Genomic DNA, 22,612 nt, shown 5'->3' with positions numbered 1-22,612 from the left:
GCGGGGCAACGCCGGGCGCGATGCCGGACCCGGAGGCGTTCCAGTCACACGGCGACCCTGTGGGCGCACTTTCCTGGAACATGCCATCGATCCTAGGCGTTGCCGTGCCTGCCGCGCATCGGGAGAAACCCCGATTTTTCGCATGCGGAAGCGACTTTCGCCGGCACCGTTCCGTCACATCGGAAACAATGAAAAACCGCTTGAAAAAAGCGCTTTGAAACAGCTTAGATGCACCCGCGGATGCGGTATGGTTGCCGCGGCCGGCATGCATCGCCGCGACGCGGAATCGTCCATGACGCTCTGCGCATCGCGCCTCCGGATCGCCCCGCACCTGCAGGCGCCGCGATGCGCGACAGTCACCACCTTTTCGAACAGACCGGGGAAAAGATGAAGATCCAGGCACCTCGCGCGACCGTTCTGGCGCTCGCACTGTTTTCCATCGCGGACGCGCACTCGCAGCCCTCCGCTCCGACGCCCATCGCCAGCCATGGTTGCGGCATGGCCGCACCGGCGGAAACGGGCGATGCGCAGGACAGACGTGAAGCGTTCGACGCGGCGATGCGCGCCCATGCCATTCCCGGCGCGCAATTGATCCACACGCGCGGGGGAATCTCCGAGGCGTATTGCCATGGCGTGCTGAAAAGCGGCGCGGTGGCGGAGGTCGGCGACGACACGGTTTTCCAGGCCGCTTCACTGTCCAAGGTCGTCGCCGCCTACATCGCGCTGCGCCTGGTCGATGAGGGAAAACTCGACCTCGACACGCCGCTGTGGGACTACTGGCATTCGGAAAGGACGAAGGACAATCCGCTGGCGCGCAGGATCACCGCGCGCATGGTGCTCAACCACACCAGCGGCCTGCGCAACTGGCAGATATCGCCGTCGAACCCGGCGATCGACCGCACGCCGCTGGAAAGCATGTTCGCTCCCGGCGAGCATTACGCCTATTCCGGCGAGGGCTTCTACCTGCTGCAGCGCACGCTGGAGCACATCACCGGCTCCGGCTGGAACGCGCTGGCCTCGCGCGAGGTGTTCTCGCGGTTCGACATGCCCAGCAGCAGTTACCTCACCGACCACGCCTTCGATGCGCGCAACGCGTCCGGCCACGGCAAGGACGGCACGCCCGAACCGGACCGGGTGTTCGCCTGGGAGAATACGGCGTGGACGCTGGTCACCAATGCCCACGACTACGACAACTTCATCCAGAAGGCGCTGTACCGCGGCCAGGGGCTGAAGCCGGCCACGCACGCGCTGATGTTCGCGCCGTCCAGCGATGCCGACGATCCGGCTTCGCCCAGTCCGGCCGATCCGTTCATCGCCTGGGGCCTCGGCGTCGGCCTGCAGGACGCCGACGGCAGGCGGCTGGTCTGGCACTGGGGCGACAATCCCGGCTTCAAGGCCTTCTTCATGCTCGACCCGGCCAGCGGCGAGAGCCTGGTGCTGTTCACCAACAGCGAGAACGGACCGGCCGCCTACAAGCAGGTGCTGCGCACGTTCATGGGCCCGGGCAGCTACCCGGCCGTCGACTGGTCAAGCGCGCAGGACTGAAGCCACATGAAAAAAGGCCGGTTGCGGACATGCCGCAACCGGCCCGGTCGTTGCGATCAACGCACGCTCAACCCCATACCGCAGGTTCCGGCATCGACATGCGCCCGTGCTGGTAGACGATGCCCCCCGGCCAGTCCTCGGCCTGCAGCCAGGGGCCGTCCAGGTCGCAGACTTCGCACAGCTGCGCCAGCACCATGCCGGGCGCGACTGATACCGAGCCGCCGAGCATGCAGCCCACCATCAGCCGGAAGCCCGCCGCCCGTGCCGCCGCGGCCAGTTCCAGCGCGGCGGTCAGGCCGCCGGTCTTGTCCAGCTTGATGTTGACGAACTGGTAGCGGCCGATCAGGCCCGGAAGATCGTCCAGCGTGGACAGCGCTTCATCGGCACAGACCGGAATCGCACCGTCGTAGCCGCGCAGTCCATCGCTGTGCGCTACCGCTATCGGCTGTTCGAGCAGGTCCACGCCGAACGGCTGCAGGGCAGGTACATATGCCCGCAGTTCATCCAGGCTCCACGACTGGTTGGCATCGACGATCAAGCGCGCCCGCGGCGCACCGCGACGGACCGCCGCCACCGCGTCCAGCGGCGAGCCCTTGCCCACCTTCACCTTGAGCCACGGGTAATCGGCATGCGCGCGCGCGGTGGTTTCGTAGGCGGCGATGTCGCGGATGCCGATGGTCACCGCGCTGTCGACCGGTTGCCACTGGCGGATGCCGGCGCGCGTCCAGGCGGGCACGCCGCTGCGCCTGGCTTCCAGGTCCCACAGTGCCGCGTCCAGCGCATGCCGCGCACCGCCGGCCGGCAGCAACCGCAGCAGGTCGTGGCGATCGCAGCCCTGCTCCAGTTCCATGCGCACCTGCTCGATCTGCGCGAGCATGCTTTCCGGCGTTTCGCCCTGGTAGGCGATGCCGCCGGCTTCGCCGCGCCCGACCAGGCCATCCTCGTGCAGTTCGACGATGACCACGCGCGCCTCGCTGCGCACGCCGCGGGCGATGGCGAACGGTTCCCTCAGTTTCCAGGCATGCGGCCTGGCGTGCAGCGTGCGCATCGTCATCGCCTCATCCCATGATCGAGGCGACCACCTGGTCCAGGTGGCTGCGCATCGGGTCGAAGGCGGGCACGCCCAGCTCGCGGCCGGCGCGCTCCAGGGCTTCCTGCGCGGCGGCATCGTCCATCGCCGAGGTATTCAGGCTCACCGCCACCAGGCGCGCGCCGGGATTGGTCAGCCGCGCCGCCTGCAGGTACAGGTCGCGCGCCACCGCCAGGCCCGGCACCGGGTAATCCGGCCAGCTGACCAGATGCGTGCGCAGCGGGTCGTGGCACAGGACCAGGCCGTCGGCCTGCGAGCCGTGCAGCAGGCCGAGGGTCACGCCGGCATAGGCCGGATGGAACAGCGAGCCCTGGCCTTCGATCAGATCCCAGTGATCGGGCGCTGCGTCGGGCGAGATGCACTCGGCCGCGCCGGCGATGAAATCGGCGATCACCGCGTCCACCGCGATGCCGGCGCCGGCGATCATGATCCCCGTCTGCCCGGTGGCGCGGAAATCGGCATTGATGCCCTGCCCACGCATCGCCCGCGCCAGCGCCAGCGCGGTGTATTTCTTGCCCAGCGCGCAATCGGTGCCGACCATGGCCACGCGCTTGCCGCTGCGCCGCTTGCCGGTGGCGCGCGGCAGGTTGTCCGGCGGACGGCGCACGTCCACCAGCCGCGCGCCCGAACGCATCGCCGCCTGCGCCAGGCCAGGCACCGACTCCAGCGGCGTGTGCAGACCGCTGACGATGTCCAGGCCCGCCTCGACCGCGGCGATCAGCAGCGGGCCCCAGTGCGCGGGAATGCGCCCGCCGACCGGAGTGACGCCGATCACCAGCGAACGTGCGCCGGCCGCGGCCGCAGCGGCGGGGTCCATCTCGGGCAGGCCGAGGTCGATGCTGCCGCCGGGCAAGCGTGTCTGGCCGATGCAGTCCGGCGCGCTCCAGTCGCGCAGCCCGAAGGCGGTCTTGGCCTTCAGCGGATTGGTCTCCTCGCCCAGGAACAACAGGTAAGGCATGTGCAGGATCACCCTGCCTGGCGCTGCGCTCATGGTTTCGCCTCCCTTCCTGCCTGCCGCCGTTCATTCGTGTATCGCATGGCTGCCACCTTTGCCCAAGCTCGATATGACCATCGTCATTCGACCATATCGCGCGCCGCCGCGAATCGGGAAAAACCCGGATATTCCCGGCAGCGCCCGCCCGCCATCCATCGCGCGCGCGTCCACCACCTCCGCCACTTGCCAGCGCAGGAGGCCGCTGTTACATAGCCATGAATGCCGCACGCCTGCGCGCCGTTCCGTCCGTCGCGACATCCGTTCCTTCCGGGAGATGCCATGTTGATGCTCGATGCCACCAGCGCATCCGCCCATGCGGACGGCCTGGCCGTCGAGCGCGCGGCGCTGGTGAAGGCGCTCGACATGGCATCGCTGTGGCAGGCCTGCGCGGCCCTGATCAACAAGGCCCTGCCCTGCCATTCCTGCAGCCTGCTGTTCGACATCGACGGCTACCAGCCGCTGCAGGGCCGGCATCACCTGGCCGATGCCGGCGACGACGACAGCCGCCTGGTCACCAGCCTCGAGGTGGCCGCGCCCTATCTGGACGCGAACCCGCGCATCCGCTGGTACACGTTCTCGCAGATCGCCTCGCAGGACGCGCTTGCGCCGGAACGGCTCAAGGCGCAGAACCCCACGCCGGCCTGGCGCGAGTTCATCCACCTGGCATTCTGGGACGGCACGCGGCTGGAGGCGGTGCTGAGCATCCGCATCCTCACCGCGCATACCGAACTGTCCGACGCCGAACTGGCCTTCCTGGCCGGACTGTATCCGCTGCTGGACGCAAGCCTGCAGCGCGTACGCATGCTCGAATCCGACCGCATGCGGCACAAGGCCGTGGAAGACCTGCTGTACGAACTGCCGCTCGCCGCACTGCTGGTGGATGGGAATCTGGCGCCGTCCTACATGTCGCGTGAAGCCAAGCGCATCTGTCGGCGCTGGAGCGCCGATACGGAACGCAGCGGACGCCTGCCGCGCGCGATCGAAGCGCCACTGCGCCGCTGGATGGAAGGCGCCATCGGCACCGGCATGGCGCCCGGCCAACGGGCCAGCTTCGTCATCACGCACCCGCTGCGCCCCGCGGAGAACCTGCGCGTGGAGATCAGTTCGGCGCCCGGCAATTCGTTCCGCCATGCCCAGCACCTGCTGATCCTTGCGCCCGACGGCGAAACCGATGAGGTGGCCGACGCGCCCTCCGCGCGCGCCCTGCCCCTGCTTCAGTGCCTTTCGCCCAGCGAGCGCAAGGTCGCCGGGCTGGTCGCCTCGGGACTGCGCAACGAGGCCATCGCCGAGCGCCTGTGCCGCTCGCGCAAGACCATCGAATCCCAGATCAGCTCCATCTTCCGCAAGCTGAACGTCGCCAACCGCACGCAGCTGGCGCGGCTGCTGAACTGAACCGCCGCAGCCGCGTGCCCGGCCCTACTTCTGCGGAATGAAAACGAAGTAGTCGTGGGCGGCGCGCGCGATCTGCGCGATCATCCGGTCCCTGGCCTGGTCGCTGGCGCCGGAGACGAGGTACACGGCCACGACCACCTCGCCCCTGCCGCCCGGCAACGTGATCACGCCGACGTCGTTGATCACCTCGTCGACCGTGCCGGTCTTGTGCGCGACCGGCGTGGCGTCGGGCAGCATGCCCTTCAGCCGCCCCTGCCCGGTGCGGCAGTCCAGCAGGATCGCCTTGAGCACGGCGGTGGTATCCGGCCGCAATGCCCTGCCCTCCCAGATGCGCCGCAGCAGCGCGGCCATGCCCGCCGGCGTACTGGTGTCGCGCGGGTCATCGTTGTACAGGCGGGTGAAACGCCGTTGTTCCTCGATGCTCCTGACGGTCGCGTCGAGGGCGGCATAGCCGGACTGGCTGATGGGCCTGTCGGCCGATACGTCGAGCTCGCCCATGTAGTGCGCGAGCATTTCCCAGATGTAGCGGTCGACACGGATGCCGCCGATGCCCAGCGCGCGCATGCGCGCGTCCACCGCGGCCGGACCGCCGCCCAGGCGGATCAGGATGTCGGTGGCGTTGTTGTCGCTGACGGTGAGCATCATGTGCAGCAGGTCGCGCACGGTGATGGCCGAGCCCGCGGTCAGGTGGGTATCCATCGGCCCGCCCATCGCCGGGTAGATGTCGGTCGCCTGCAGCAGAACCTGCTGCCGCAGGTCGAGCCGGCCCTCGTCGACCAGGGCGAGGATATGCACGGCGACCGGCACCTTGACCGTGCTGGCCATCGGGAAGCCAGCATCGCCGTTCACCTGCGCACTGCGGCCGCCACGCAGGTCCAGCACATAGGCACCGACCTTGCCGTCGAATGGGGCGACGAGTCGGTCGAGCTCCCGCTGCAGGCCATCGGCCGACGGCGGCGCGGGCGCGGGCGCGGCGACGGCCGGCGCCACGCAAGGCAAGGCGAGGACGAAGGCCATCAGCGCGGCCGCAAACGGGAGCCGGCGCGAGTGTGGCAAGGCGGCGATCAGTGCGTGCATGGGTTCTCCATCGTTCGGGGCGGCCGCGACGGCAGTGGCGCCGTCGCGGCCATGCGGCATTGCGCAGCGGTGCACGCAGGAAAGCGTGCCGTCAGTTCGAAGCCGGCGCCGCCACCTTCGCGCGCCGCACCGCTTCCAACACCGGCTCCAGCGGCAGGGCCGCCGCCGTGCCACGGTGTCCCTGCACGGTATGGGCCCGGAACAGCGAGTTGACGATGGCTTCCTCGGTTGCCTCGGCGGCGGCCTGGAACAGTGGCGACATGGCTTCGCCAGCGACACTGCGCGCCGGCTGCACCGCCACCTCCGGATCGCGCCGGTTCTCCTTCGCGGTGGAGAAGGCGATGACGTAGTCGCCGGACCCGTTGGACATCACCGAGCCGGTGCGCGCCAGCCCGACCAGCGCCCGCTTCGCCAGCCGCTGCAGCTGCGCCGCGTCCAGCGGCGCATCGGTGGCCACCACCATCATGATGCTGCCGTCGCCGGTGCTGGGCGGCGGCACCGCCAGGCTGCGCGCGTATGCCGCCGGGTCCGGCAGGACTTTCCAGACCGGCACGCCGGCGACGGTAAGCTCGCCGCCGAAATTGCTCTGCACCAGTACACCGACCATATAGCCGCCATCGGCCGCGGGAAGGTGCCGCGAACTGGTGCCGATGCCGCCTTTCCAGCCGAAAGCAACGGTGCCGGCGCCGGCGCCGACATCGCCTTCCTCGACCTCGGCATAGGACGGGGTGGCCAGGGCGCGCTCCACCAGCGCCGGCGTCAGCGGCCGCGCACGGATGTCGCTCAGGTAACCGTCGTTGGTCTCGCCGACCACCGGATTGATCGAACGCACCTGCTCCATGCCCGGCTGGCGCAGCAGCCAGTCCACCGTCGCATCGGCGACCTTCCAGGTGCTCAGCGTGCCGGTCAGCAGGATCGGCGTTTCCAGTTCGCCCAGTTCCTGCACCTGGGTGATGCCGGCCAGCTTGCCGTAGCCGTTGCCGACGACGATCGCCGCCGGCACCCGCTGCCGGTACAGGTTGCCGGCATGCGGCAGGACCGCGGTGACGCCGGTATGCAGGCGCGTGCCCTCGTTCAACGTCGCATGGCCGACGCCGACCCCGGCCACGTCGGTGATGGCATTGCGCGGTCCGGTCGGCAGCGTGCCGATCACCACGCCGGCTTCGCGCGCGCGTGGCCGCTGCTCGGCCGCGGGCGCGGGCGACACCGCACCGCCGGCAACCAGGGCGAACAGCAGGATGGACCAGGGCTTCATCATTCGACGATCTCCAGCAGGGCACGGAACATGGGGGCACGGTACAGGAAGCGCTTCCCGCCCCGCATCGCCCGCGAAGGCCGGATCGCCGGCCCCATTGCACGATGCTGGCGCGGAAGCGGCGCCCGCGCATCGGGAGAAATCCCGATTCTTGCATCGGTGATCGTCGCGATGCGGGGAACCCCGAAGACCGGCAACGGGGCCGACCCGGACCACCGTCCGCTCTCCGCGCTTCAGCTCAGGCCATGGCGGCCGTACCAGTCCCGCGACCGGTTGACGATGTGGACCACGGAGAGCATCACCGGCACCTCGATCAGCACGCCGACGACCGTCGCCAGCGCCGCGCCCGAGTGGACGCCGAAGACGCTCACCGCCGTCGCCACCGCCAGTTCGAAGAAATTGCTCGCGCCGATCAGGGCTGATGGACCGGCCACGCAATGGGCCACGCCCAGCCTGCGGTTGAGCAGGTAGGCCAGCCCGGAATTGAAATAGACCTGGATGAGGATGGGCACGGCCAGCATGGCGATGACCAGCGGCTGCGCCAGGATCTGCCGGCCCTGGAACCCGAACAGCAGCACCAGCATCAGCAGCAGGGCCACCAGCGATAGCGGGCCCAGCCTGGCCAGCCAGGCGTCGAGCCGGGCTTGCCCGCCATGGCGCATGACCCAGGCGCGCAGCCCCGTGGCGATGATCACCGGCACCACGATGTAGAGCCCCACGGAGATGACCAGCGTGGCCCAGGGCACCGTGATCGAGGAAATACCGAGCAGCAGCGCGACCAGCGGGGCGAAGGCCACCACCATGATGGCGTCGTTCAAGGCCACCTGGCTGAGCGTGAACGCCGCATCCCCACGGCACAGATTGCTCCACACGAACACCATCGCGGTGCACGGGGCAGCGGCCAGCAGGATGAGGCCGGCGATATAGGAGTCCACCTGGTCGGCGGGCAGCCAGGGCCCGAAGACGTGGCGCAGGAAGAACCACCCCAGCAGCGCCATCGAGAACGGCTTCACCGCCCAGTTGATGAACAGCGTGGTGCCGATGCCGCGCCAGTGCTGGCCGACCTGGCGCAACGCGCCGAAATCGACCTTCATCAGCATGGGCACGATCATCACCCAGATGAGCGCGGCCACCGGCAGATTCACCTGCGCCCACTCGATGCTGCCCAGGCGCACGAAAGCGGACGGCCAGTGGTGGCCCAGCAGCGTGCCCACCACGATGCAGAACGCTACCCACAGGGTCAGGTAGCGCTCGAACAACCCCATGCGTGGCGCAACATCACTCACCGGTTTCGTCCCCGGCGTCGACGAAGCCGATCCTGTCCAGCGCGGCCTTGAGTTGCGCACGGTCCTCCCAGACCGAGGCGGGAAGCGCCAGGAGGGCCATCAACCGCGCCTGGATGATGCGATGGGCCTGCCTGAACGCCGCGCGCTTGTCGTCATCGCTGCCACCGGCCGCTGCCGGGTCAGGCAGCCCCCAATGGGTGCGCAGGAAGTCTCCGAACACCACCGGGCAGGTCTCTGCCGCGGCCGAGTCGCACACGGTCACGACCAGGTCCATGCGTGGTGCCTCCCGCGTGGTGAACTCGTCCCAGGACTTGCTGCGCAGCCCGGCGGTGGAAATGCCTTCCGCCGCCAGTTGGGCCAGCGCGAAAGGGTTCACCGTGCCGGTGGGTTGGCTGCCGGCGCTGAAGACCTTGAAGCGATTGCCGGCCCACGCCCGCAGCGTGGCCTCGGCCAGGACGCTGCGGGCGCTGTTGCCGGTGCACAGGAAAAGAACGTTGTGGGTCATGGCGATGATGTCGTCTGGCGGAAAATGGTGTACTGCGCGAAGGACCGTCGCCCGATCAGCAGCCGCAGGCGGGATCGGTCACGGGCGCGCATTCGACGCTGCTCGAACCGGCGCAGCAGTTGTGGGTGAGGTACTCGACCAGGCCGTTCATTGCCTGGAAGTTCGCGCGGTAGCAGACGTAGCGCCCCTGGCTCTCGCTCTCCACCAGGCCGGCATGCACCAGCTCCTTCAGGTGGAAGGACAGCGTCGCGCCGGGAACGCCCAGTGCTTCGCCGATGTCGCCGGCCATGCGTCCGGCGGGCCCGGCCTCGACCAGCAGGCGGAAGGCGCCCAACCGGGTCGCGTGCCCCAGGGCGGTGAGAGCGGTGATTGCATCTTTCATTTCCATATTTCTAGAATAATGGAATGAAAAAACCAGAACAATCCCCCTTCGACCTTCCCACCCACCTGGACGCCGGCCTGCTCCACGCGCCCGAGCACGAGAGGCTGGATACCGGCAACGAAAAGCACCGCCCGCGCATCCTCCTCCTCTACGGCTCCTTGCGGCCCCAATCCTTCAGCCGGAAGCTCGCGCTGGAAGCCGAGCGCATCCTGCAACACCTCGGCGCCGAGACCCGCGTGTTCGATCCGCACGACCTGCCCATGCTCGACAGCGTGGACAAGAGCCATCCCAGGGTGCAGCAGCTGCGTGACTGGTCGCAGTGGTCGGAGGGCCAGGTCTGGGTGTCGCCCGAGCGGCACGGCACCATCACCGGCGTGTTCAAGAACCAGATCGACTGGCTGCCGCTGGAAGACGGCAGCGTGCGGCCGACCCAGGGCAAGACATTGGCGGTGATGCAGGTCAGCGGCGGCTCGCAGTCCTTCAACGTGGTCAACACACTACGGGTCCTGGGCCGCTGGATGCGCATGGTCACCGTCCCCAACCAGTCGTCGGTCGCCAAGGCCTGGCAGGAGTTCGACGACGACGGCCGCATGAAGCCCTCGCCCTACTACGACCGCGTGGTGGACGTCATGGAAGAGCTGGTGAAGTTCACGCTGCTGGTGCGTGGCCGCAGCGATTACCTCGTCGATCGCTACAGCGAACGCAAGGGCGCGGAGGAAGCGCGACGCGTATCGATGGCCGCCGCGGTTGCGGAATGACGCCCCGCCCCGGAAGCACGGCCTGCCCGTGACGCCGGCAGGCCGGATGACGGCGACAAGAGGCCCAGCGGCAAATCCCGGCTCCTTGTCTTCCGCCGCCCCGGCCCCGGGGCGCGCGCTTCCCTTCCAGACAATGGCAAAGGGGACGCAGAACGAAGAAAGCCCTCGAAAACGAGGGCTCTCTTCATACCAGGCGATCTTCCGTCATTGCGTCTCAGAACGGAATGTCGTCATCGGCGAAGTCGTCCATCGGCGGCGGGGCCGGCTGCTGCTGGGCCGGCGCCTGGCGCTGCGGGCGCTGGCCGTAGCCGCCGCCCTGGTCCTGGTTGCCATAGCCGCCGCCACCCTGCGGGCGCGGGGCCGACTGGCGCTGCGGGCGCTCGCCGCCGTAACCGCCACCACCACCGCCACCCTCGCCACGGCCGCCGAGCATCTGCATCTCGTTGGCGACGATGTCGGTGGTGTACTTCTCCACGCCATCCTGGCCGGTGAACTTGTCGTAGCGGATCTCGCCTTCCACGTAGACCTGCGAACCCTTGCGCAGGTACTCGCCGGCGATCTCGCCGAGCTTGCCGAAGAACACCACGCGGTGCCATTCGGTGCGTTCCTGGTTGTTGCCGTCGCGGTCCTTGCGCATGCTGGTGGTGGCCAGGCTGATGCGGGTCACGGCCATGCCGCTCTGGGTGTACTTCACGTCCGGGTCGTTGCCGAGGTTGCCGACCAGGATGACTTTGTTGATGCCGCGGGCCATGGGATTCGCTCTTTGCGTTGTGTGCCGGGGATGCGCCGGCGGCTGCCGGCGCCCGTGGTCCCCGGGACGGACGCCGGGAGGGGACGGGACGCAGGATGGTAACAACCCATCCTCTTCCCGCCCACCCTGCCTCGGTCATCCGGCGCCGTGCGCCGACAGGCTGGCGAGGTAATCGCCTACATCGGCCGGCCATTGCCGGAGGTGACCGGCGAAACCGGCTTCGTCGCCAGCGAACAGGGCGCGGCTGGCTTCCTCGAAGCCCGGCAGGTCACCGGCCAGCAGCAGCATCGCCCGGTACTGCGCCTCGCGGCGCTGGCGCAGGTCGCCGGCCCCGCCATCGCGGCGGCGTGCCTCCTCCACCAGCCTGCGCAGGGCCGACGACGCCCCGCCCGGCTGGGCCGCCAGCCACTCCCAGTGGCGTGGCAGCAGGGTGACCTCCCGCGCCACCACGCCCAGCTTCGGCCGCCCGCGCTCCCTTGGCGCGGACGATCCGGCTTCATCCGCCAGCGGGAAACGCGCCCTCAACCGCTTCAGCACCTCACCGGCATCGCCGCGCAGATCCAGGTCCAGGCTCTGTCCGGTGCGGTCGTCCAGCAACAGCAGGGGGCGCCCGTCCGCCGCCACGCCCGCACGCGCCACAGCCTCCCGCACCACCTGCTGCAGCTCGCCGCGGGACAGCAGGCGGCTGCCTTCGAACAGGGCGTGGGGCGCCTTCAGGGGATCGTTCATGCATCGGCTCCATATTTGATCCGGGTAATATTGCCATCTCATTTCTACCCGGGCAATATCAACCTTCTTTCAGAAGCGAATTCCCATGGACAAGCACCAACGCCGGCAGCAGATCGCCGATTACAAGCGCCGCGCGATCCGCCGCGGCATCTATCACGTGCGCTGTACCGCCAGTGGCGAGAGCTGGGCCGGGCCGGCCAGCGATCTGTCCACCATCGGCAACCGGCTGTGGTTCACTCTGCGCCTGGGCAACCATCCGCACCGCTCGCTGCAACAGGCCTGGAACGTGCACGGCGCCGATGCGTTCGAATGGCACGACGCGCTGGAACTGGAAGACGACCCGGACCTGCACGACTTCGAGCGCGAGCGCCTGCTCCAGGACGCGCTGGCCGAGGTCTGCCGGCAGACCGGTGCCACCCCGCTGCGCTGATGTGGTGCGGCGGCGCCCTCCCCGCCGCCGCATGGCATGATGGCCGGCACCTTCACGCTGCCGGTCATGATGGTCATCAAGGGCAAAGCCACGTCACTGGATATCGCGCACATGGCCGGCGTGTCGCAGCCGACGGTGTCGCGCGCCCTGCGCGGCAGCCCGATGGTCAACGCCGAGACGCGCCGACGCATCCTGGAGATTGCCCGGCAGCTGAACTACAAGGTCGACAAGAACGCCTCCAGCCTGCGCTGCCAGCAGTCCGGCACGCTGGCGCTGCTGTTCTTCGAGGATCCGACGCCGGACGACTCGCTGATCAATCCGTTCTTCCACTCGATGCTCGGTTCGATCACCCGCGCCTGCGCGTTGAAGGGACAGGACCTGCTGGTGTCGTTCCAGCAGCTGTCCAGCGACTGGCATGCCGATTTCGAGGACAGCAACAAGGCCGACGGCATCATCCTGCTCGGCTATGGCGACTACCACGAATCGGTGGAACGGCTGCAGCGGCTGGTCGAACAGGGCACGCATTTCGTGCGCTGGGGCGCGGCCCTGCCTGGCCAGCCCGGCGTGTCGGTGGGCAGCGACAACTTCCAGGGCGGTTACGACATCACCACGCACCTGCTCGAACAGGGCCGGCGCCGCATCGCCTTCCTCGGCCATGCCTCCAGCCATTACCCCGAGTTCGAGGAACGCTACCGCGGCCATGCGCAGGCGCTGCATGCGCGCGGCCTGGCACCGGAGCCGGCCCTGCAGCACGACGCCATCACCACCGAGGAGTCCGGCCACGCCGCCTGCGCCGCCCTGCTGGCCGGCGGGCAGCGTTTCGATGCGGTGTGCGCGGCCAGCGACCTGATCGCCATCGGTGCGCTGCGCGCCCTGCGCGAGCAGGGCCTGCGCATACCGCAGGACGTGGCGGTCACCGGCTTCGACGACATCCCGCTGGCGGCCTCCGTGTCGCCGGCGCTGACCACGGTGCAGCAGGACACCAAGCAGGCCGGGCAGCTGCTGGTGGAAAAGCTGCTGGCGCTGATCGCGCGCGAACCGGCGGACAGCCAGAGCATCCCGGTGAAACTGGTGGTGCGCGAGTCGTCGCAGTCGCTGGAATGATCGTGGGAGCGGCGTAGGAGCGCACTTCAGTGCGCGATGGAGCTTCCCCGCCAAAGCCTCTTCGCGCACTGAAGTGCGCTCCTACGGCCGGGCTGGGGTCAGCTGAAATCCTTGAGCAGTTCGCCCACGCCCGAAGGCGAAATCTCGAAGCCCAGCGGCGTGCCCGGGTTCACCACCACGCCGTAACCGCCCGGCACCCGGCGCAGCACATCCAGCATTGGCCAGCGCAGCGTGTGCGGCGCCTGCTGTGCATGGAAGCCCACGCGCGCCATGTCGGTGAACACCGCCACGTGCAGCACGCTCTGCTTGTCGAACAGCAGCGGATCGAAGCCGCTGCCGTCGGGGGTGACCAGGCTGCCGGTGAGCAGCAGCACTTCCGAAGCAACGAAGGCCTGCATGAAGGCCTTGATCGGCACCGCGCCGTCCATGGCCGCCTTCAGCAGCGTTTCGAGCGGGGTCTGCGGGGGAAGCGTGTCCATGGCGGGCGGCGTTCGGCGGGGCGGACGATTGTACCGTCGCGGCGACATTTGGCCGGCCGTGGGAGCGCGCCTCGGTGCGCTCCCACGAAAGAAATGCGTCAGTGCGACAGGCGCGCGTCGCGGGCCGCCTGGTCGGCCATTGCCGCGTCCAGCTGCGCCTGCAGCTGCGGTTGCCGCACTTCGGCGTCGAGCACGTACACCTTGACGCCGTGCGCCGGCACTTCGGCATGCAGCACGTCCTTCACCGCCACGCTGCCACCATCAAGTGCGTCGCGCCAGTCGCCCGCCTGCAGGTAATTGCGCACGTCGAATTCCCGCGCGGCATCGCCCTTGTTGAGCAGCACCAGCGCGGTCTGCGCGGCGTCGCCCTGCTGCAGCACGCGATAGAACACCGCCTGGTCGCCCTGCAGGCGCTCGTTCACCTGCAGGCCGCGCTGCAATGCCGGAGTGGCTTCGCGCAGGCGGGCGATGCGCTGCAGCGGCGCGAAGATCGGGCTGCGCGGCGCCGCGTCGATGCGCTCCTGGCCGAAGTAGGCGCGGTTGCCGGCGTGTTCGGCGCGGCCGCGCATGAAGCCGGTTTCCGAGCCGTAGTAGAGCACCGGGATGCCGCGCGCGGTGAACAGCCAGTTGTGCGCGTCGATGAAGCCGTTGTCGCTGGCGTCCAGCCGCGCCATGTCGTGGTTGTCATAGAACGTCATCAGCGCATACGGGTTGGCATACGGGCCGCCACTCAGATGCAGGGGCCCGGCCAGCGCCTCGTAGCCCTTCCCTTCCCGGCCGAACACCGCCGACAGCGCGCCGCGCAGCGGGAAATCCAGCACGCTCACGTTGGCGTTGGCCGGCCAGGTGTGCTCGGCGATGCGCGCGGCGTCGTAGTCGAAGGCCTCGCCGAACATGAACATGCCCGGATGCGCGGCGCGGATGCGGCCAACGAATGCATGCCACCACGGGTGCGGCAGCCAGCCGATGGTATCGATGCGCAGCGCATCCACGCCCTGCGCCGTCCATTGCAGGTAGGCGCCGACCAGATAGTCCATCACCGCCGGGTTGTCCTGGTTGAAATCGGACAGCTCGGCCAGGTTGCCGTCGAAGATCGAGCCCGTGCCGCCATCGACCGGACCGATGGTGTTGTAGAAGGCGTGCAGCGGATTGTGCTTCGGGTCGAGCTGCGGCGGCGGCAGGTTCTGGTGGTCGGCGACCAGCCTGCCGTCCCTGTCGAACAGCTGGCCGAACTGCGGCTGCCGGACCGGCATCGTCCACGCGGGCGAGCCGTGGTTGCCGACGATGTCCAGCACCACCTTCAACCCGGCATCGTGCAGGCCGTGGGTGAATCCGGCGAAATCCAGGCCGCGGCTCGGCAGGTGTTCGTCGAGCCGGTAGAAGTTGACGCCCCAGTAGCCGTGGTAGCCAGTCTTGCCACGGTCGGTCAGGCTGCTGGTACAGGTGACCGGCCTGCTGCCGGTGAAGGCTTCGTCCGGGTTGTCGACAATCGGCGTGATCCACACCGCGCCGAAGCCGAGCTCTCGGATGTAACCGGCGTTGTCGAGCACACCTTTGAAATCGCCGCCGAGGTAGCCGATGTTGCCATCGATGCCGTCCGGGCAATGCACCGGGATGTCGAAGGTGCGGTGCTCGCCACCCTGGTCGCGATGATCGTTGGACGGATCGCCGTTGACGAAGCGGTCGGTGACGACGAAGTACACCGCGTCGCTGGCGAACGGCTCGGTGGTGCCGACATAGTCCGGACGCGTACCGGCCGCCGCGCAGCCGGCCAGCAGGGCAAGGGAAAGTGCCGATGCAAGGCCGGCAACCGACAGACGCACACGCATCACACCACCTCCGGACGGGACGGAACCCGCAGCACGCACAGACCGGCCACGAACAGGCTGCAGCCGCCAAGCACCAGCACGTGCATCGGCACGCCGCCCAGCCATGCGCGCAGGGCGAAGCCGAGCGCGCTGGCGGCCACCAGCTGCGGGATCACGATGAAGAAATTGAAGATGCCCATGTACACGCCCATCTTCGACGCGGGCACGCTGTCGGACAGCAGCGCGTACGGCAGCGACAGGATCGAGGCCCAGGCGAAGCCGACGCCGACCATCGACAGCAGCAGCCACTTCGGGTCGCCGATGAACATCAACGAGACCAGCCCCGCACCGCCCAGCCACAGGTTGAGCAGGTGGCTCCAGCGCAGGCCGATGCTCCTCACCATGACCGGAATGACCAGCGCCGCCAGCGCGGCGAATCCGTTGTAGGCACCGAACAGCACGCCCACCCAGTTGGCGCCTTCGTTGTAGGCCGCCGCCTGCGGATCGGTGGAGCCGAAATGGGTGCCGGCCACCGCTGCGGTGGTGTAGATCCACATCGCGAACAGCGCGAACCACGAGAAGAACTGCACCCACGCCAGCCGCCGCATGGTGAGCGGCATCGCGCGCAGGTCGCCGACGATGGCCGCCAGCATGTGCGTGCCCGGCAGCAGCCGCGCCAGCGCCAGCAGCACGCCATAGGCGGCGCACAGGCCGGCCAGTACGTACAGCATCCTGTCGCCCTGGCGCCAGGCGATCAGCGACGCCAACGCGATGCCGAGCAGCAGCCATGCCCCGGCCTGCGCCCACGACGGCATGCCATCGCCGGTGGCTGCGCGGTGGCAGGTAGCGGGTTCGGCATCGTCGAAGGAAGCGAGTTCCGCCGGCGGATATTCGCGCGTGCTGAACACCGTCCACGCGATCGCCGCCAGCAGCACCACCGCGCCGAAGTAGAACGCATAGCGCACCGTGTCCGGCACCTCGCCCGGCGCGGCGGTATTGGCCACGCCCCAGTGCGCCAGCAGGTACGGCAACAGGCTGGCGACGATGGCGCCTACGCCGATGAAGAAGCTCTGCATCGCATAGCCGGCCGGACGCTGGCGCGGCGCCAGCTGGTCGCCGACGAAGGCGCGGAACGGTTCCATCGACACGTTGATCGAGGCGTCCAGCACCCACAGCGTGCCGGCGGCGATCCACAGCGTCGGCGAGTTCGGCATCAGCAGCAGCGCCAGCGTGGTCAGCACCGCGCCGATCATGAAGAACGGCCGGCGCCGGCCCCAGCGGGTCCAGGTACGGTCGGACAGGTAGCCGACCACCGGCTGCACCAGCAGGCCGGTCAGCGGCGCGGCGATCCACAGCCCCGGCACCGCCTCCATCGACGCGCCCAGCGTCTCGAAGATGCGGCTGGCATTGGCGTTCTGCAGCGCGAAGCCGAACTGGATGCCGAGGAACCCGAAACACATGTTCCAGATCTGCCAGAACGACAGCTGCGGTTTGCTTTTCATCAAGCGCTTCCCCCCTCCGGGAATCACGGATGCGATGTACGGCGCCAATGCGCCCGGGCCATGGTAGAGGCCGCCCGATGGATGCGCACCGCCGGTGCATACGTATTCAGTGCCCCTGCCGGTGATGACGCTCCGCACCAACGGGGATAGTGGTGGCACCTGCTTTCCGTTCCCGCACTCCGGAGTCGATACCCGCCATGGCCCCGCCACGCCCATCCTCCCGTCTGTTCCGCATGAAGCTCGTCTTTGCCCTGCTGCTGGCCGGCCTGTCCGCCGCACATGCCGCCGACCTGGCGCGCATCGCCTCGCCCGGCGACGTGCTCACCGTCGCGCTCGAATCGCAGCACGAAGGACGCATCGCCTACCGCGTCGAACGCGGGGGCAAGGCGGTGATCGCGCCGTCGCGGCTGGGCTTCCTGCTCGGCGACGGGCGCCTGGAGCGCAACCTCGAACTGGTCGGGCAATCCAGCCGCAGCTTCGACGAAACCTGGGAGCAGCCCTGGGGCGAGCGCCGCCTGACCCGCAACCACTACAACGAGCTGCGTGCCAGCTTCGCCGAGAAGCCGGTGGACGCGGCCCATCCCGGGCGTCGCTTCGACGTGGTGTTCCGCATCTACGACGATGGCGTCGGCTTCCGCTATGAGTTCCCGAAGCAGGCGGCGATGACCGAGGCCCATATCCGCGCCGAACTGACCGAGTTCGCGCTCACCCGCCCGGCCACCGCGTGGTGGATTCCGGCGTTCGAGTGGAACCGCGAGGAATACCTGTACCGCCACACGCCGCTGCGCGAAATCGGCACCGCGCAGACGCCGCTCACCCTGCGCGACGACAGCGGCCTGCATGTTTCCCTCCACGAGGCGGCGCTGGTGGACTATGCGGGCATGAACCTGGCCCGCGGCGATGGCGACGTGCTGCGCGCCGCGCTCACGCCCGGCAGCGGCGACGCCGCGGTGGTGCGCGCGCTGCCGTTCCAGACGCCGTGGCGCACGATCCAGATCGGCGAACGCGCCGGCGACCTGGCCGAATCCAGCCTGATCCTCAACCTCAACGAGCCCAACGCCATCGGCGACGTCAGCTGGTTCACGCCGGCCAAATATGCCGGCGTGTGGTGGTCGCTGCACCTGGAACAGGAAACCTGGGCGACCGGCCCGAAGCATGGCGCCACCACCGCCAATACCCGGCGCTACATCGACTTCGCCGCCGCCAATGGCTTCCGCGGCGTGCTGGTGGAAGGCTGGAATCCCGGCTGGGACGGCAACTGGTTCGCCAACGGCTGGGACTTCGACTTCACCCGCGCCACCGCCGATTTCGACCTGCCGGCGCTGGCGAAGTACGCCGCCGGCAAGGGCGTGCACCTGATCGGCCACCACGAGACCGCCTGCGCGGTCAGCCATTACGAGCGCCAGTTGCCGGCCGCGCTCGACCTGTACGCGCGCAACGGCGTGGACGTGGTCAAGACCGGCTATGTCTGCGATGCCGGCGACATCCAGCGCCAGGACCACGCAGGCGGCCCTGTCATGCGCGAATGGCACGAGGGCCAGTGGATGAGCAACCATCACCTGCGCGTGGTGAAACAGGCAGCGCAGCGGCATATCGCGGTCAATGCGCACGAGCCGATCAAGGACACCGGCCTGCGCCGCACGTACCCGAACTGGGTATCGCGCGAGGGCGCGCGCGGCATGGAGTACAACGCCTGGGGCGCGCCGCCGAATCCGCCGGAGCACGAAGCCACGCTGCTGTTCACCCGCATGCTGGCCGGGCCGATGGACTTCACCCCCGGCATCGTCAGCCTGAAGGGACGCAACGGCCTGCCACTGCGCAGCACTCTGGCCAAACAGCTGGCGCTGTACGTGGTGCTGTACAGCCCGATCCAGATGGTGGCCGACCTGCCGGAGCACTACGCGCAGCACCCGGATGCCTTCCAGTTCATCAGGGACGTGGCGGTGGACTGGGAAGAAAGCCATGTGCTGGACGGCGAGGTCGGGCAGTTCGCCACGGTCGTACGCAGGGCGCGCGACAGCGGCGAATGGTTCCTGGGCAGCGTCGGCGGCGACCAGCCGCGCGCACTGGACACGCCGCTGTCCTTCCTCGAACCGGGCCGCCGCTATCGCGCCGAGATCTACCGCGATGGCGATGGCGCCAACTGGCGGGACAAGCCGTTCGCCTTCGTCCGCGAAACCCGCCAGGTCGGCAGCGGCGACCGCATCGCCTTGAACCTCGCACCCGGTGGCGGCGCCGCGATCCGCTTCGTGCCGCTGGATTGATCCGCCGCCCGATGGGCGGCACATGCGGCAATCCCGACAACGGCGCCCTCGAGGCGCCGTTGCCATCGTTGTCATCCAGAAACCCGGCGGATACGGCGCGGACCGGCGCATTGAATACGTATGCAGGCCGATTCCACGACGTTGCCTGCTGATTACCATGCATGACAGTCGCAATCAGACGCATCGCATCGGCGACGAAGGCCCGGAATCCGATCCGGGCACACACAAGAACGACCAAACGACATCACCTGGGAGAGGGGAGAATGTTGAACACCAAGCGCAATCTGTTGAGCGTGGCGCTCGCATCCGCGCTGGCTTTGCAGGCCAGCGGCGCCCATGCGCAGAGCACCACGGACGCAGGCCAGAAGAAGGCCGACGTCGTCGACCTGGATACGGTTACCGTCACCGGCATCCGCCGCGGCATCGAGAGCGCGATCTCGGTCAAGCGCGATGCCACCTCGATCGTCGAAGCCGTCTCGGCCGAGGACATCGGCAAGCTGCCGGACGTGAGCATCGCCGAATCCATCGCCCGCCTGCCCGGCCTGGCCGCCCAGCGCGTTGCCGGCCGCGCCCAGGTGATCAGCGTGCGCGGCCTGTCGCCGGACTTCGCCACCACCCTGCTCAACGGCCGCGAGATGGTCAGCACCGGCGACAACCGCAGCGTGGAATTCGACCAGTACCCGTCAGAACTGATCAGCGGCGTGACCGTGTACAAGACGCCCGACGCCGGCCTCATCGGCCAGGGCCTGTCCGGCACGCTGGACATGCAGACCGTGCGTCCGCTCAGCTACGGCGGCCGCGTGATCGCGATCAGCGGACGCTACCAGAAGAACTCGCTGGGCGAGGCCGCCGGCGTCGATCCCTACGGCAACCGTTTCAATGTCAGCTTCGTGGACAAGTTCGCCGACGACACCATCGGCCTGGCCATCGGCTATTCGCATTCGGACATGGCCAAGCAGGAGAACCAGGTCGGCCTGTACGAGCCGTGGCAGGCGCTGGGCGGCAACGACTGGCGCCCGGGCGTGGCCGCAGGCACGTTCTATTCCGACGGCATCAAGGCGCTGCGCCGCACCGGCAACGCCAAGCGCGATGGCGTGATGGCCACCCTGCAGTTCCGCCCGAACAACGCCTGGACCAGCACGCTCGACGCGTTCTACACCAAGGCCAGGGAATACGACACCGCCAACCAGCTGGAGATCCATCTGGGCGGCTACAACGGCGGCTATGACCCGCTGTATCTCACCGACGTGGCGACCAGCAACGGCAGCTTCGTCAGCGGTGTCGCGCACAACGTCTATCCGCTGGTGCGCGGCATGTACAACCACCGCGAGGACAGCATCAAGGCCTTCGGCTGGAACAACGAATTCACCTTCGACGACGTGCGCGTGGTGGCCGACGTCAGCTGGTCCAAGGCCGTGCGCGACGAGATCAACCTGGAGAACAACCTGCAGCTGCTGCCGGCGCCGCAGCTGGATTCGGTGAAGCTGAACTTCGCCGGCGGCAGCTTCCCGCAGTTCACCCCGGGCCTGGACTACTCCGATTACGGCAAGCTGTACCTGACCAACACCATCTACGGTTCGGGCTACGGCAAGACCCCGCACGTGGACGACGAACTCAAGGGCTTCAAGCTGGCCGCAAACTTCCCGGCACCGCAGAGCTTCAGCTGGTTCAACGATATCGACGTGGGGTTCAACTACGCCGACCGCAGCAAGGACAAGACCCAGGCCGAAGGCAACATCAACCTCGGCGCGCAGGGCATCACCAGCATCGCCTCCGACCTGCAGTACGCGCCGGTCAACCTGGGCTTCGCCGGCGCCGGCCATATCCCGGCCTGGAACGTTCCGGCCGCCGTCGCCAAGTACATGGTGTTCAAGCCGACCACCACCGAAAGCTATCTGATTCCCAAGCAGTGGACCGTGGACGAAGAGATCGCCACGATGTTCCTGCGCGCCAACATCAGCACCCAGATCGGCTCGATCCCGGTGCGCGGCAACATCGGCATCCAGGGCCAGCGCGTGGACCAGTCCTCGCATTCCAATTACTGGGATGGTTCGCAGCCGGTCGGCAGCCAGGTGATCCCGATCCACGAAGGCAGCAAGTACTTCAAGCTCCTGCCCAGCATGAACCTGGCCTTCGAACTGCCGGCCGAGAACACCGTGCGCTTCGCCCTGGCCCGCCAGGTGGCGCGCCCGCGCGTGGATGAGATGCGCGCGTCGATGGAATTCGGCGTGGACACCAACACCGGCAAGCCCGGCGCCAGCGGCGGCAACCCCAACCTGAAGCCGTGGCTCGCCAACGCGGTCGACCTGTCCTGGGAGAAGTACTTCGGCAACAAGGCCTACGTGGCCGCCGCGGTGTTCTACAAGGACCTGAAGACCTACATCTACACCGAGAAGCGCGACGGCTACGACTTCACCCCGCAGGTGGACGCGTGGCTGCTGGCCAACGGCATCACCCTGCCGCCCGGCATCGTGGTGGACAAGACCGGCTACTACACCGCGCCGTTCAACGGCAGCGGCGGCAGCCTGCGCGGCGCGGAACTGACCGCCTCGCTGCCGCTGGACCTGTTCGCCGACGCCCTGCGCGGCTTCGGTGTGGTCGCCAGCGCCAGCTTCAACGACAGCAACATCCACATCCCACCGGATCCGGGCACCACTTCCAGCGTCGGAAGTGATCCGATCATGCTGCCGGGCCTGTCCAAGCGCGTGTACAACTTCACCGCCTACTACGAGAACGACGGCTTCGAAGTGCGCCTGAACCAGCGCAAGCGTTCGGACTTCATCGGCGAGATCGGCAACTTCAACGGCAACCGCACCCTGCGCTACGTCAAGGGCGAGAACGTGCTGGACGCGCAGCTGGGCTACAGCTTCGGCGATGGCACGATGTTCAGAGGCCTGAGCCTGTTCCTGCAGGCCAGCAACCTGACCAACTCGAAGTACGAGACCTATGCCGGCAGCAAGGACCGTCCGCTGGAAACCGTGGAATGGGGCCGCAGCTACCAGATCGGCGTGAACTACAAGTTCTGATCCGGCGCCGGTTGTTCCGCAGTACCCAGGCCCGCTGCGCAAGCAGCGGGCTTTTTCGTGGGCGCGCCCGCCCCCATCCGGCGACCGCGACTGCCGTGACATCGCCCACGTCCAGCATTGCTGTCTGCTGCCGGCAAAGTGATGGAAGCCGACCAACGGCCGCTACCTGCGTTCCTGCGGCAGATGACGGCAAGTCATCGGCCAGGCGCATCACGGACACCGCACCGGCAGCTCG

General features: G+C 68.3%; 19 protein-coding genes. 7 read left to right on the top strand and 12 right to left on the bottom strand.

The genetic code is table 11. The annotated features are described in order from the left end of the window. Nucleotides 1-498: 498 nt before the first annotated feature. Complete coding sequence (locus AC1DGW_RS01035) at nucleotides 499-1,545, top strand: serine hydrolase domain-containing protein (protein WP_478018799.1); 1,047 nt, start codon at nucleotides 499-501, stop codon at nucleotides 1,543-1,545. A 67-nt stretch (nucleotides 1,546-1,612) separates the two neighbouring features. Here the strand turns inward: AC1DGW_RS01035 and dgcA are convergent, their stop codons facing one another. Then, nucleotides 1,613-2,599 (bottom strand): N-acetyl-D-Glu racemase DgcA, encoded by a 987-nt coding sequence (gene dgcA / locus AC1DGW_RS01030; protein ID WP_478018798.1) that lies wholly within the window; start codon nucleotides 2,597-2,599, stop codon nucleotides 1,613-1,615. Nucleotides 2,600-2,603: 4 nt separating this feature from the next. Next, nucleotides 2,604-3,626: an N-acetyltransferase DgcN family protein gene (locus AC1DGW_RS01025; RefSeq protein WP_478018797.1), complete on the bottom strand. Its 1,023-nt coding sequence runs from the start codon at nucleotides 3,624-3,626 to the stop codon at nucleotides 2,604-2,606. A 282-nt stretch (nucleotides 3,627-3,908) separates the two neighbouring features. On the opposite strand from AC1DGW_RS01025, the gene AC1DGW_RS01020 reads away from it, so the two are divergent. Beyond that, a complete protein-coding gene (locus tag AC1DGW_RS01020) occupies nucleotides 3,909-5,021 on the top strand; it encodes a helix-turn-helix transcriptional regulator (RefSeq protein ID WP_478018796.1) in 1,113 nt (370 codons plus the stop codon). A gap of 24 nt (nucleotides 5,022-5,045) precedes the next feature. On the opposite strand, the gene bla is transcribed toward AC1DGW_RS01020, so the two are convergent. From bla to AC1DGW_RS00995, 5 genes are all read right to left on the bottom strand, one after another. After that, the gene (gene bla / locus AC1DGW_RS01015; RefSeq protein ID WP_478018795.1) at nucleotides 5,046-6,098 is read right to left on the bottom strand and encodes a class A beta-lactamase; all 1,053 of its coding nucleotides are present in this window, start codon (nucleotides 6,096-6,098) and stop codon (nucleotides 5,046-5,048) included. A 91-nt stretch (nucleotides 6,099-6,189) separates the two neighbouring features. Continuing rightward, a complete protein-coding gene (locus tag AC1DGW_RS01010) occupies nucleotides 6,190-7,353 on the bottom strand; it encodes a DmpA family aminopeptidase (RefSeq protein WP_478018794.1) in 1,164 nt (387 codons plus the stop codon). A gap of 233 nt (nucleotides 7,354-7,586) precedes the next feature. Then, the gene (gene arsB / locus AC1DGW_RS01005) at nucleotides 7,587-8,618 is read right to left on the bottom strand and encodes an ACR3 family arsenite efflux transporter (RefSeq protein ID WP_478019588.1); all 1,032 of its coding nucleotides are present in this window, start codon (nucleotides 8,616-8,618) and stop codon (nucleotides 7,587-7,589) included. Nucleotides 8,619-8,631: 13 nt separating this feature from the next. Next, nucleotides 8,632-9,144: an arsenate reductase ArsC gene (locus AC1DGW_RS01000; protein WP_478018793.1), complete on the bottom strand. Its 513-nt coding sequence runs from the start codon at nucleotides 9,142-9,144 to the stop codon at nucleotides 8,632-8,634. A gap of 55 nt (nucleotides 9,145-9,199) precedes the next feature. Beyond that, a complete protein-coding gene (locus AC1DGW_RS00995; protein ID WP_478018792.1) occupies nucleotides 9,200-9,532 on the bottom strand; it encodes an ArsR/SmtB family transcription factor in 333 nt (110 codons plus the stop codon). A gap of 17 nt (nucleotides 9,533-9,549) precedes the next feature. Here AC1DGW_RS00995 and arsH point away from each other — a divergent pair, with 17 nt between their 5' ends. Beyond that, nucleotides 9,550-10,284: an arsenical resistance protein ArsH gene (gene arsH, locus AC1DGW_RS00990; RefSeq protein ID WP_478018791.1), complete on the top strand. Its 735-nt coding sequence runs from the start codon at nucleotides 9,550-9,552 to the stop codon at nucleotides 10,282-10,284. A gap of 214 nt (nucleotides 10,285-10,498) precedes the next feature. On the opposite strand, the gene ssb is transcribed toward arsH, so the two are convergent. Continuing rightward, nucleotides 10,499-11,035 (bottom strand): single-stranded DNA-binding protein, encoded by a 537-nt coding sequence (ssb, locus tag AC1DGW_RS00985; protein WP_478018790.1) that lies wholly within the window; start codon nucleotides 11,033-11,035, stop codon nucleotides 10,499-10,501. Nucleotides 11,036-11,170: 135 nt separating this feature from the next. Beyond that, the gene (locus tag AC1DGW_RS00980; RefSeq protein WP_478018789.1) at nucleotides 11,171-11,764 is read right to left on the bottom strand and encodes a DUF2239 family protein; all 594 of its coding nucleotides are present in this window, start codon (nucleotides 11,762-11,764) and stop codon (nucleotides 11,171-11,173) included. Between the two features lie 85 nt (nucleotides 11,765-11,849). Between AC1DGW_RS00980 and AC1DGW_RS00975 the strand changes: the two genes are divergently transcribed. Together AC1DGW_RS00975 and AC1DGW_RS00970 are read left to right on the top strand one after the other, a co-directional pair. Further along, nucleotides 11,850-12,194, top strand: coding sequence for a GIY-YIG nuclease family protein (locus tag AC1DGW_RS00975; protein ID WP_478018788.1), 345 nt, complete (start codon nucleotides 11,850-11,852; stop codon nucleotides 12,192-12,194). 69 nt (nucleotides 12,195-12,263) lie between these two features. Then, nucleotides 12,264-13,298: a LacI family DNA-binding transcriptional regulator gene (locus AC1DGW_RS00970; RefSeq protein ID WP_478019586.1), complete on the top strand. Its 1,035-nt coding sequence runs from the start codon at nucleotides 12,264-12,266 to the stop codon at nucleotides 13,296-13,298. Between the two features lie 98 nt (nucleotides 13,299-13,396). Here the strand turns inward: AC1DGW_RS00970 and AC1DGW_RS00965 are convergent, their stop codons facing one another. The 3 genes from AC1DGW_RS00965 to AC1DGW_RS00955 all read right to left on the bottom strand — a co-directional run bounded on the left by AC1DGW_RS00965 (nucleotide 13,397) and on the right by AC1DGW_RS00955 (nucleotide 17,087). After that, on the bottom strand, nucleotides 13,397-13,777 hold the full coding sequence (locus AC1DGW_RS00965; protein WP_478018787.1) for an SseB family protein: 381 nt from the start codon (nucleotides 13,775-13,777) through the stop codon (nucleotides 13,397-13,399). Between the two features lie 98 nt (nucleotides 13,778-13,875). Beyond that, nucleotides 13,876-15,606, bottom strand: a complete 1,731-nt coding sequence (locus AC1DGW_RS00960; protein WP_478018785.1) for an alpha-amylase family glycosyl hydrolase — start codon at nucleotides 15,604-15,606, stop codon at nucleotides 13,876-13,878. Further along, on the bottom strand, nucleotides 15,606-17,087 hold the full coding sequence (locus AC1DGW_RS00955) for an MFS transporter (protein WP_478018784.1): 1,482 nt from the start codon (nucleotides 17,085-17,087) through the stop codon (nucleotides 15,606-15,608). The genes AC1DGW_RS00960 and AC1DGW_RS00955 overlap by 1 nt, the downstream gene beginning before the upstream one ends. A gap of 197 nt (nucleotides 17,088-17,284) precedes the next feature. Between AC1DGW_RS00955 and AC1DGW_RS00950 the strand changes: the two genes are divergently transcribed. Both AC1DGW_RS00950 and AC1DGW_RS00945 read left to right on the top strand, forming a co-directional pair. Continuing rightward, nucleotides 17,285-19,351, top strand: coding sequence for a glycoside hydrolase family 97 protein (locus AC1DGW_RS00950; RefSeq protein ID WP_478018783.1), 2,067 nt, complete (start codon nucleotides 17,285-17,287; stop codon nucleotides 19,349-19,351). 263 nt (nucleotides 19,352-19,614) lie between these two features. Continuing rightward, entirely contained in the window at nucleotides 19,615-22,377 is a 2,763-nt protein-coding gene (locus AC1DGW_RS00945) for a TonB-dependent receptor (protein WP_478018782.1), read from the top strand. Nucleotides 22,378-22,612 lie beyond the last annotated feature (235 nt).

The sequence above is a fragment of the Stenotrophomonas sp. 05N423 genome (assembly GCF_056397145.1).
Note: the sequence above shows the minus strand (reverse complement) of the source record. Positions and strands in the feature narration are given on the sequence as shown.

What these genes read in the sequence shown, in the direction of transcription:
- AC1DGW_RS00980 (WP_478018789.1), bottom strand. Translation starts at nt 11,764, where the DNA reads ATGAACGATCCCCTGAAGGCGCCCCACGCCCTGTTCGAAGGCAGCCGC.
- AC1DGW_RS00945 (WP_478018782.1), top strand. Translation starts at nt 19,615, where the DNA reads ATGTTGAACACCAAGCGCAATCTGTTGAGCGTGGCGCTCGCATCCGCG.
- AC1DGW_RS00965 (WP_478018787.1), bottom strand. Translation starts at nt 13,777, where the DNA reads ATGGACACGCTTCCCCCGCAGACCCCGCTCGAAACGCTGCTGAAGGCG.
- AC1DGW_RS00995 (WP_478018792.1), bottom strand. Translation starts at nt 9,532, where the DNA reads ATGGAAATGAAAGATGCAATCACCGCTCTCACCGCCCTGGGGCACGCG.
- AC1DGW_RS01025 (WP_478018797.1), bottom strand. Translation starts at nt 3,626, where the DNA reads ATGAGCGCAGCGCCAGGCAGGGTGATCCTGCACATGCCTTACCTGTTG.
- dgcA (WP_478018798.1), bottom strand. Translation starts at nt 2,599, where the DNA reads ATGACGATGCGCACGCTGCACGCCAGGCCGCATGCCTGGAAACTGAGG.
- AC1DGW_RS00970 (WP_478019586.1), top strand. Translation starts at nt 12,264, where the DNA reads ATGGTCATCAAGGGCAAAGCCACGTCACTGGATATCGCGCACATGGCC.
- AC1DGW_RS01010 (WP_478018794.1), bottom strand. Translation starts at nt 7,353, where the DNA reads ATGAAGCCCTGGTCCATCCTGCTGTTCGCCCTGGTTGCCGGCGGTGCG.
- AC1DGW_RS00975 (WP_478018788.1), top strand. Translation starts at nt 11,850, where the DNA reads ATGGACAAGCACCAACGCCGGCAGCAGATCGCCGATTACAAGCGCCGC.
- AC1DGW_RS01020 (WP_478018796.1), top strand. Translation starts at nt 3,909, where the DNA reads ATGTTGATGCTCGATGCCACCAGCGCATCCGCCCATGCGGACGGCCTG.
- ssb (WP_478018790.1), bottom strand. Translation starts at nt 11,035, where the DNA reads ATGGCCCGCGGCATCAACAAAGTCATCCTGGTCGGCAACCTCGGCAAC.
- arsH (WP_478018791.1), top strand. Translation starts at nt 9,550, where the DNA reads ATGAAAAAACCAGAACAATCCCCCTTCGACCTTCCCACCCACCTGGAC.
- AC1DGW_RS00955 (WP_478018784.1), bottom strand. Translation starts at nt 17,087, where the DNA reads ATGAAAAGCAAACCGCAGCTGTCGTTCTGGCAGATCTGGAACATGTGT.
- bla (WP_478018795.1), bottom strand. Translation starts at nt 6,098, where the DNA reads ATGCACGCACTGATCGCCGCCTTGCCACACTCGCGCCGGCTCCCGTTT.
- AC1DGW_RS01035 (WP_478018799.1), top strand. Translation starts at nt 499, where the DNA reads ATGGCCGCACCGGCGGAAACGGGCGATGCGCAGGACAGACGTGAAGCG.
- AC1DGW_RS00960 (WP_478018785.1), bottom strand. Translation starts at nt 15,606, where the DNA reads ATGCGTGTGCGTCTGTCGGTTGCCGGCCTTGCATCGGCACTTTCCCTT.
- AC1DGW_RS01000 (WP_478018793.1), bottom strand. Translation starts at nt 9,144, where the DNA reads ATGACCCACAACGTTCTTTTCCTGTGCACCGGCAACAGCGCCCGCAGC.
- arsB (WP_478019588.1), bottom strand. Translation starts at nt 8,618, where the DNA reads ATGGGGTTGTTCGAGCGCTACCTGACCCTGTGGGTAGCGTTCTGCATC.
- AC1DGW_RS00950 (WP_478018783.1), top strand. Translation starts at nt 17,285, where the DNA reads ATGGCCCCGCCACGCCCATCCTCCCGTCTGTTCCGCATGAAGCTCGTC.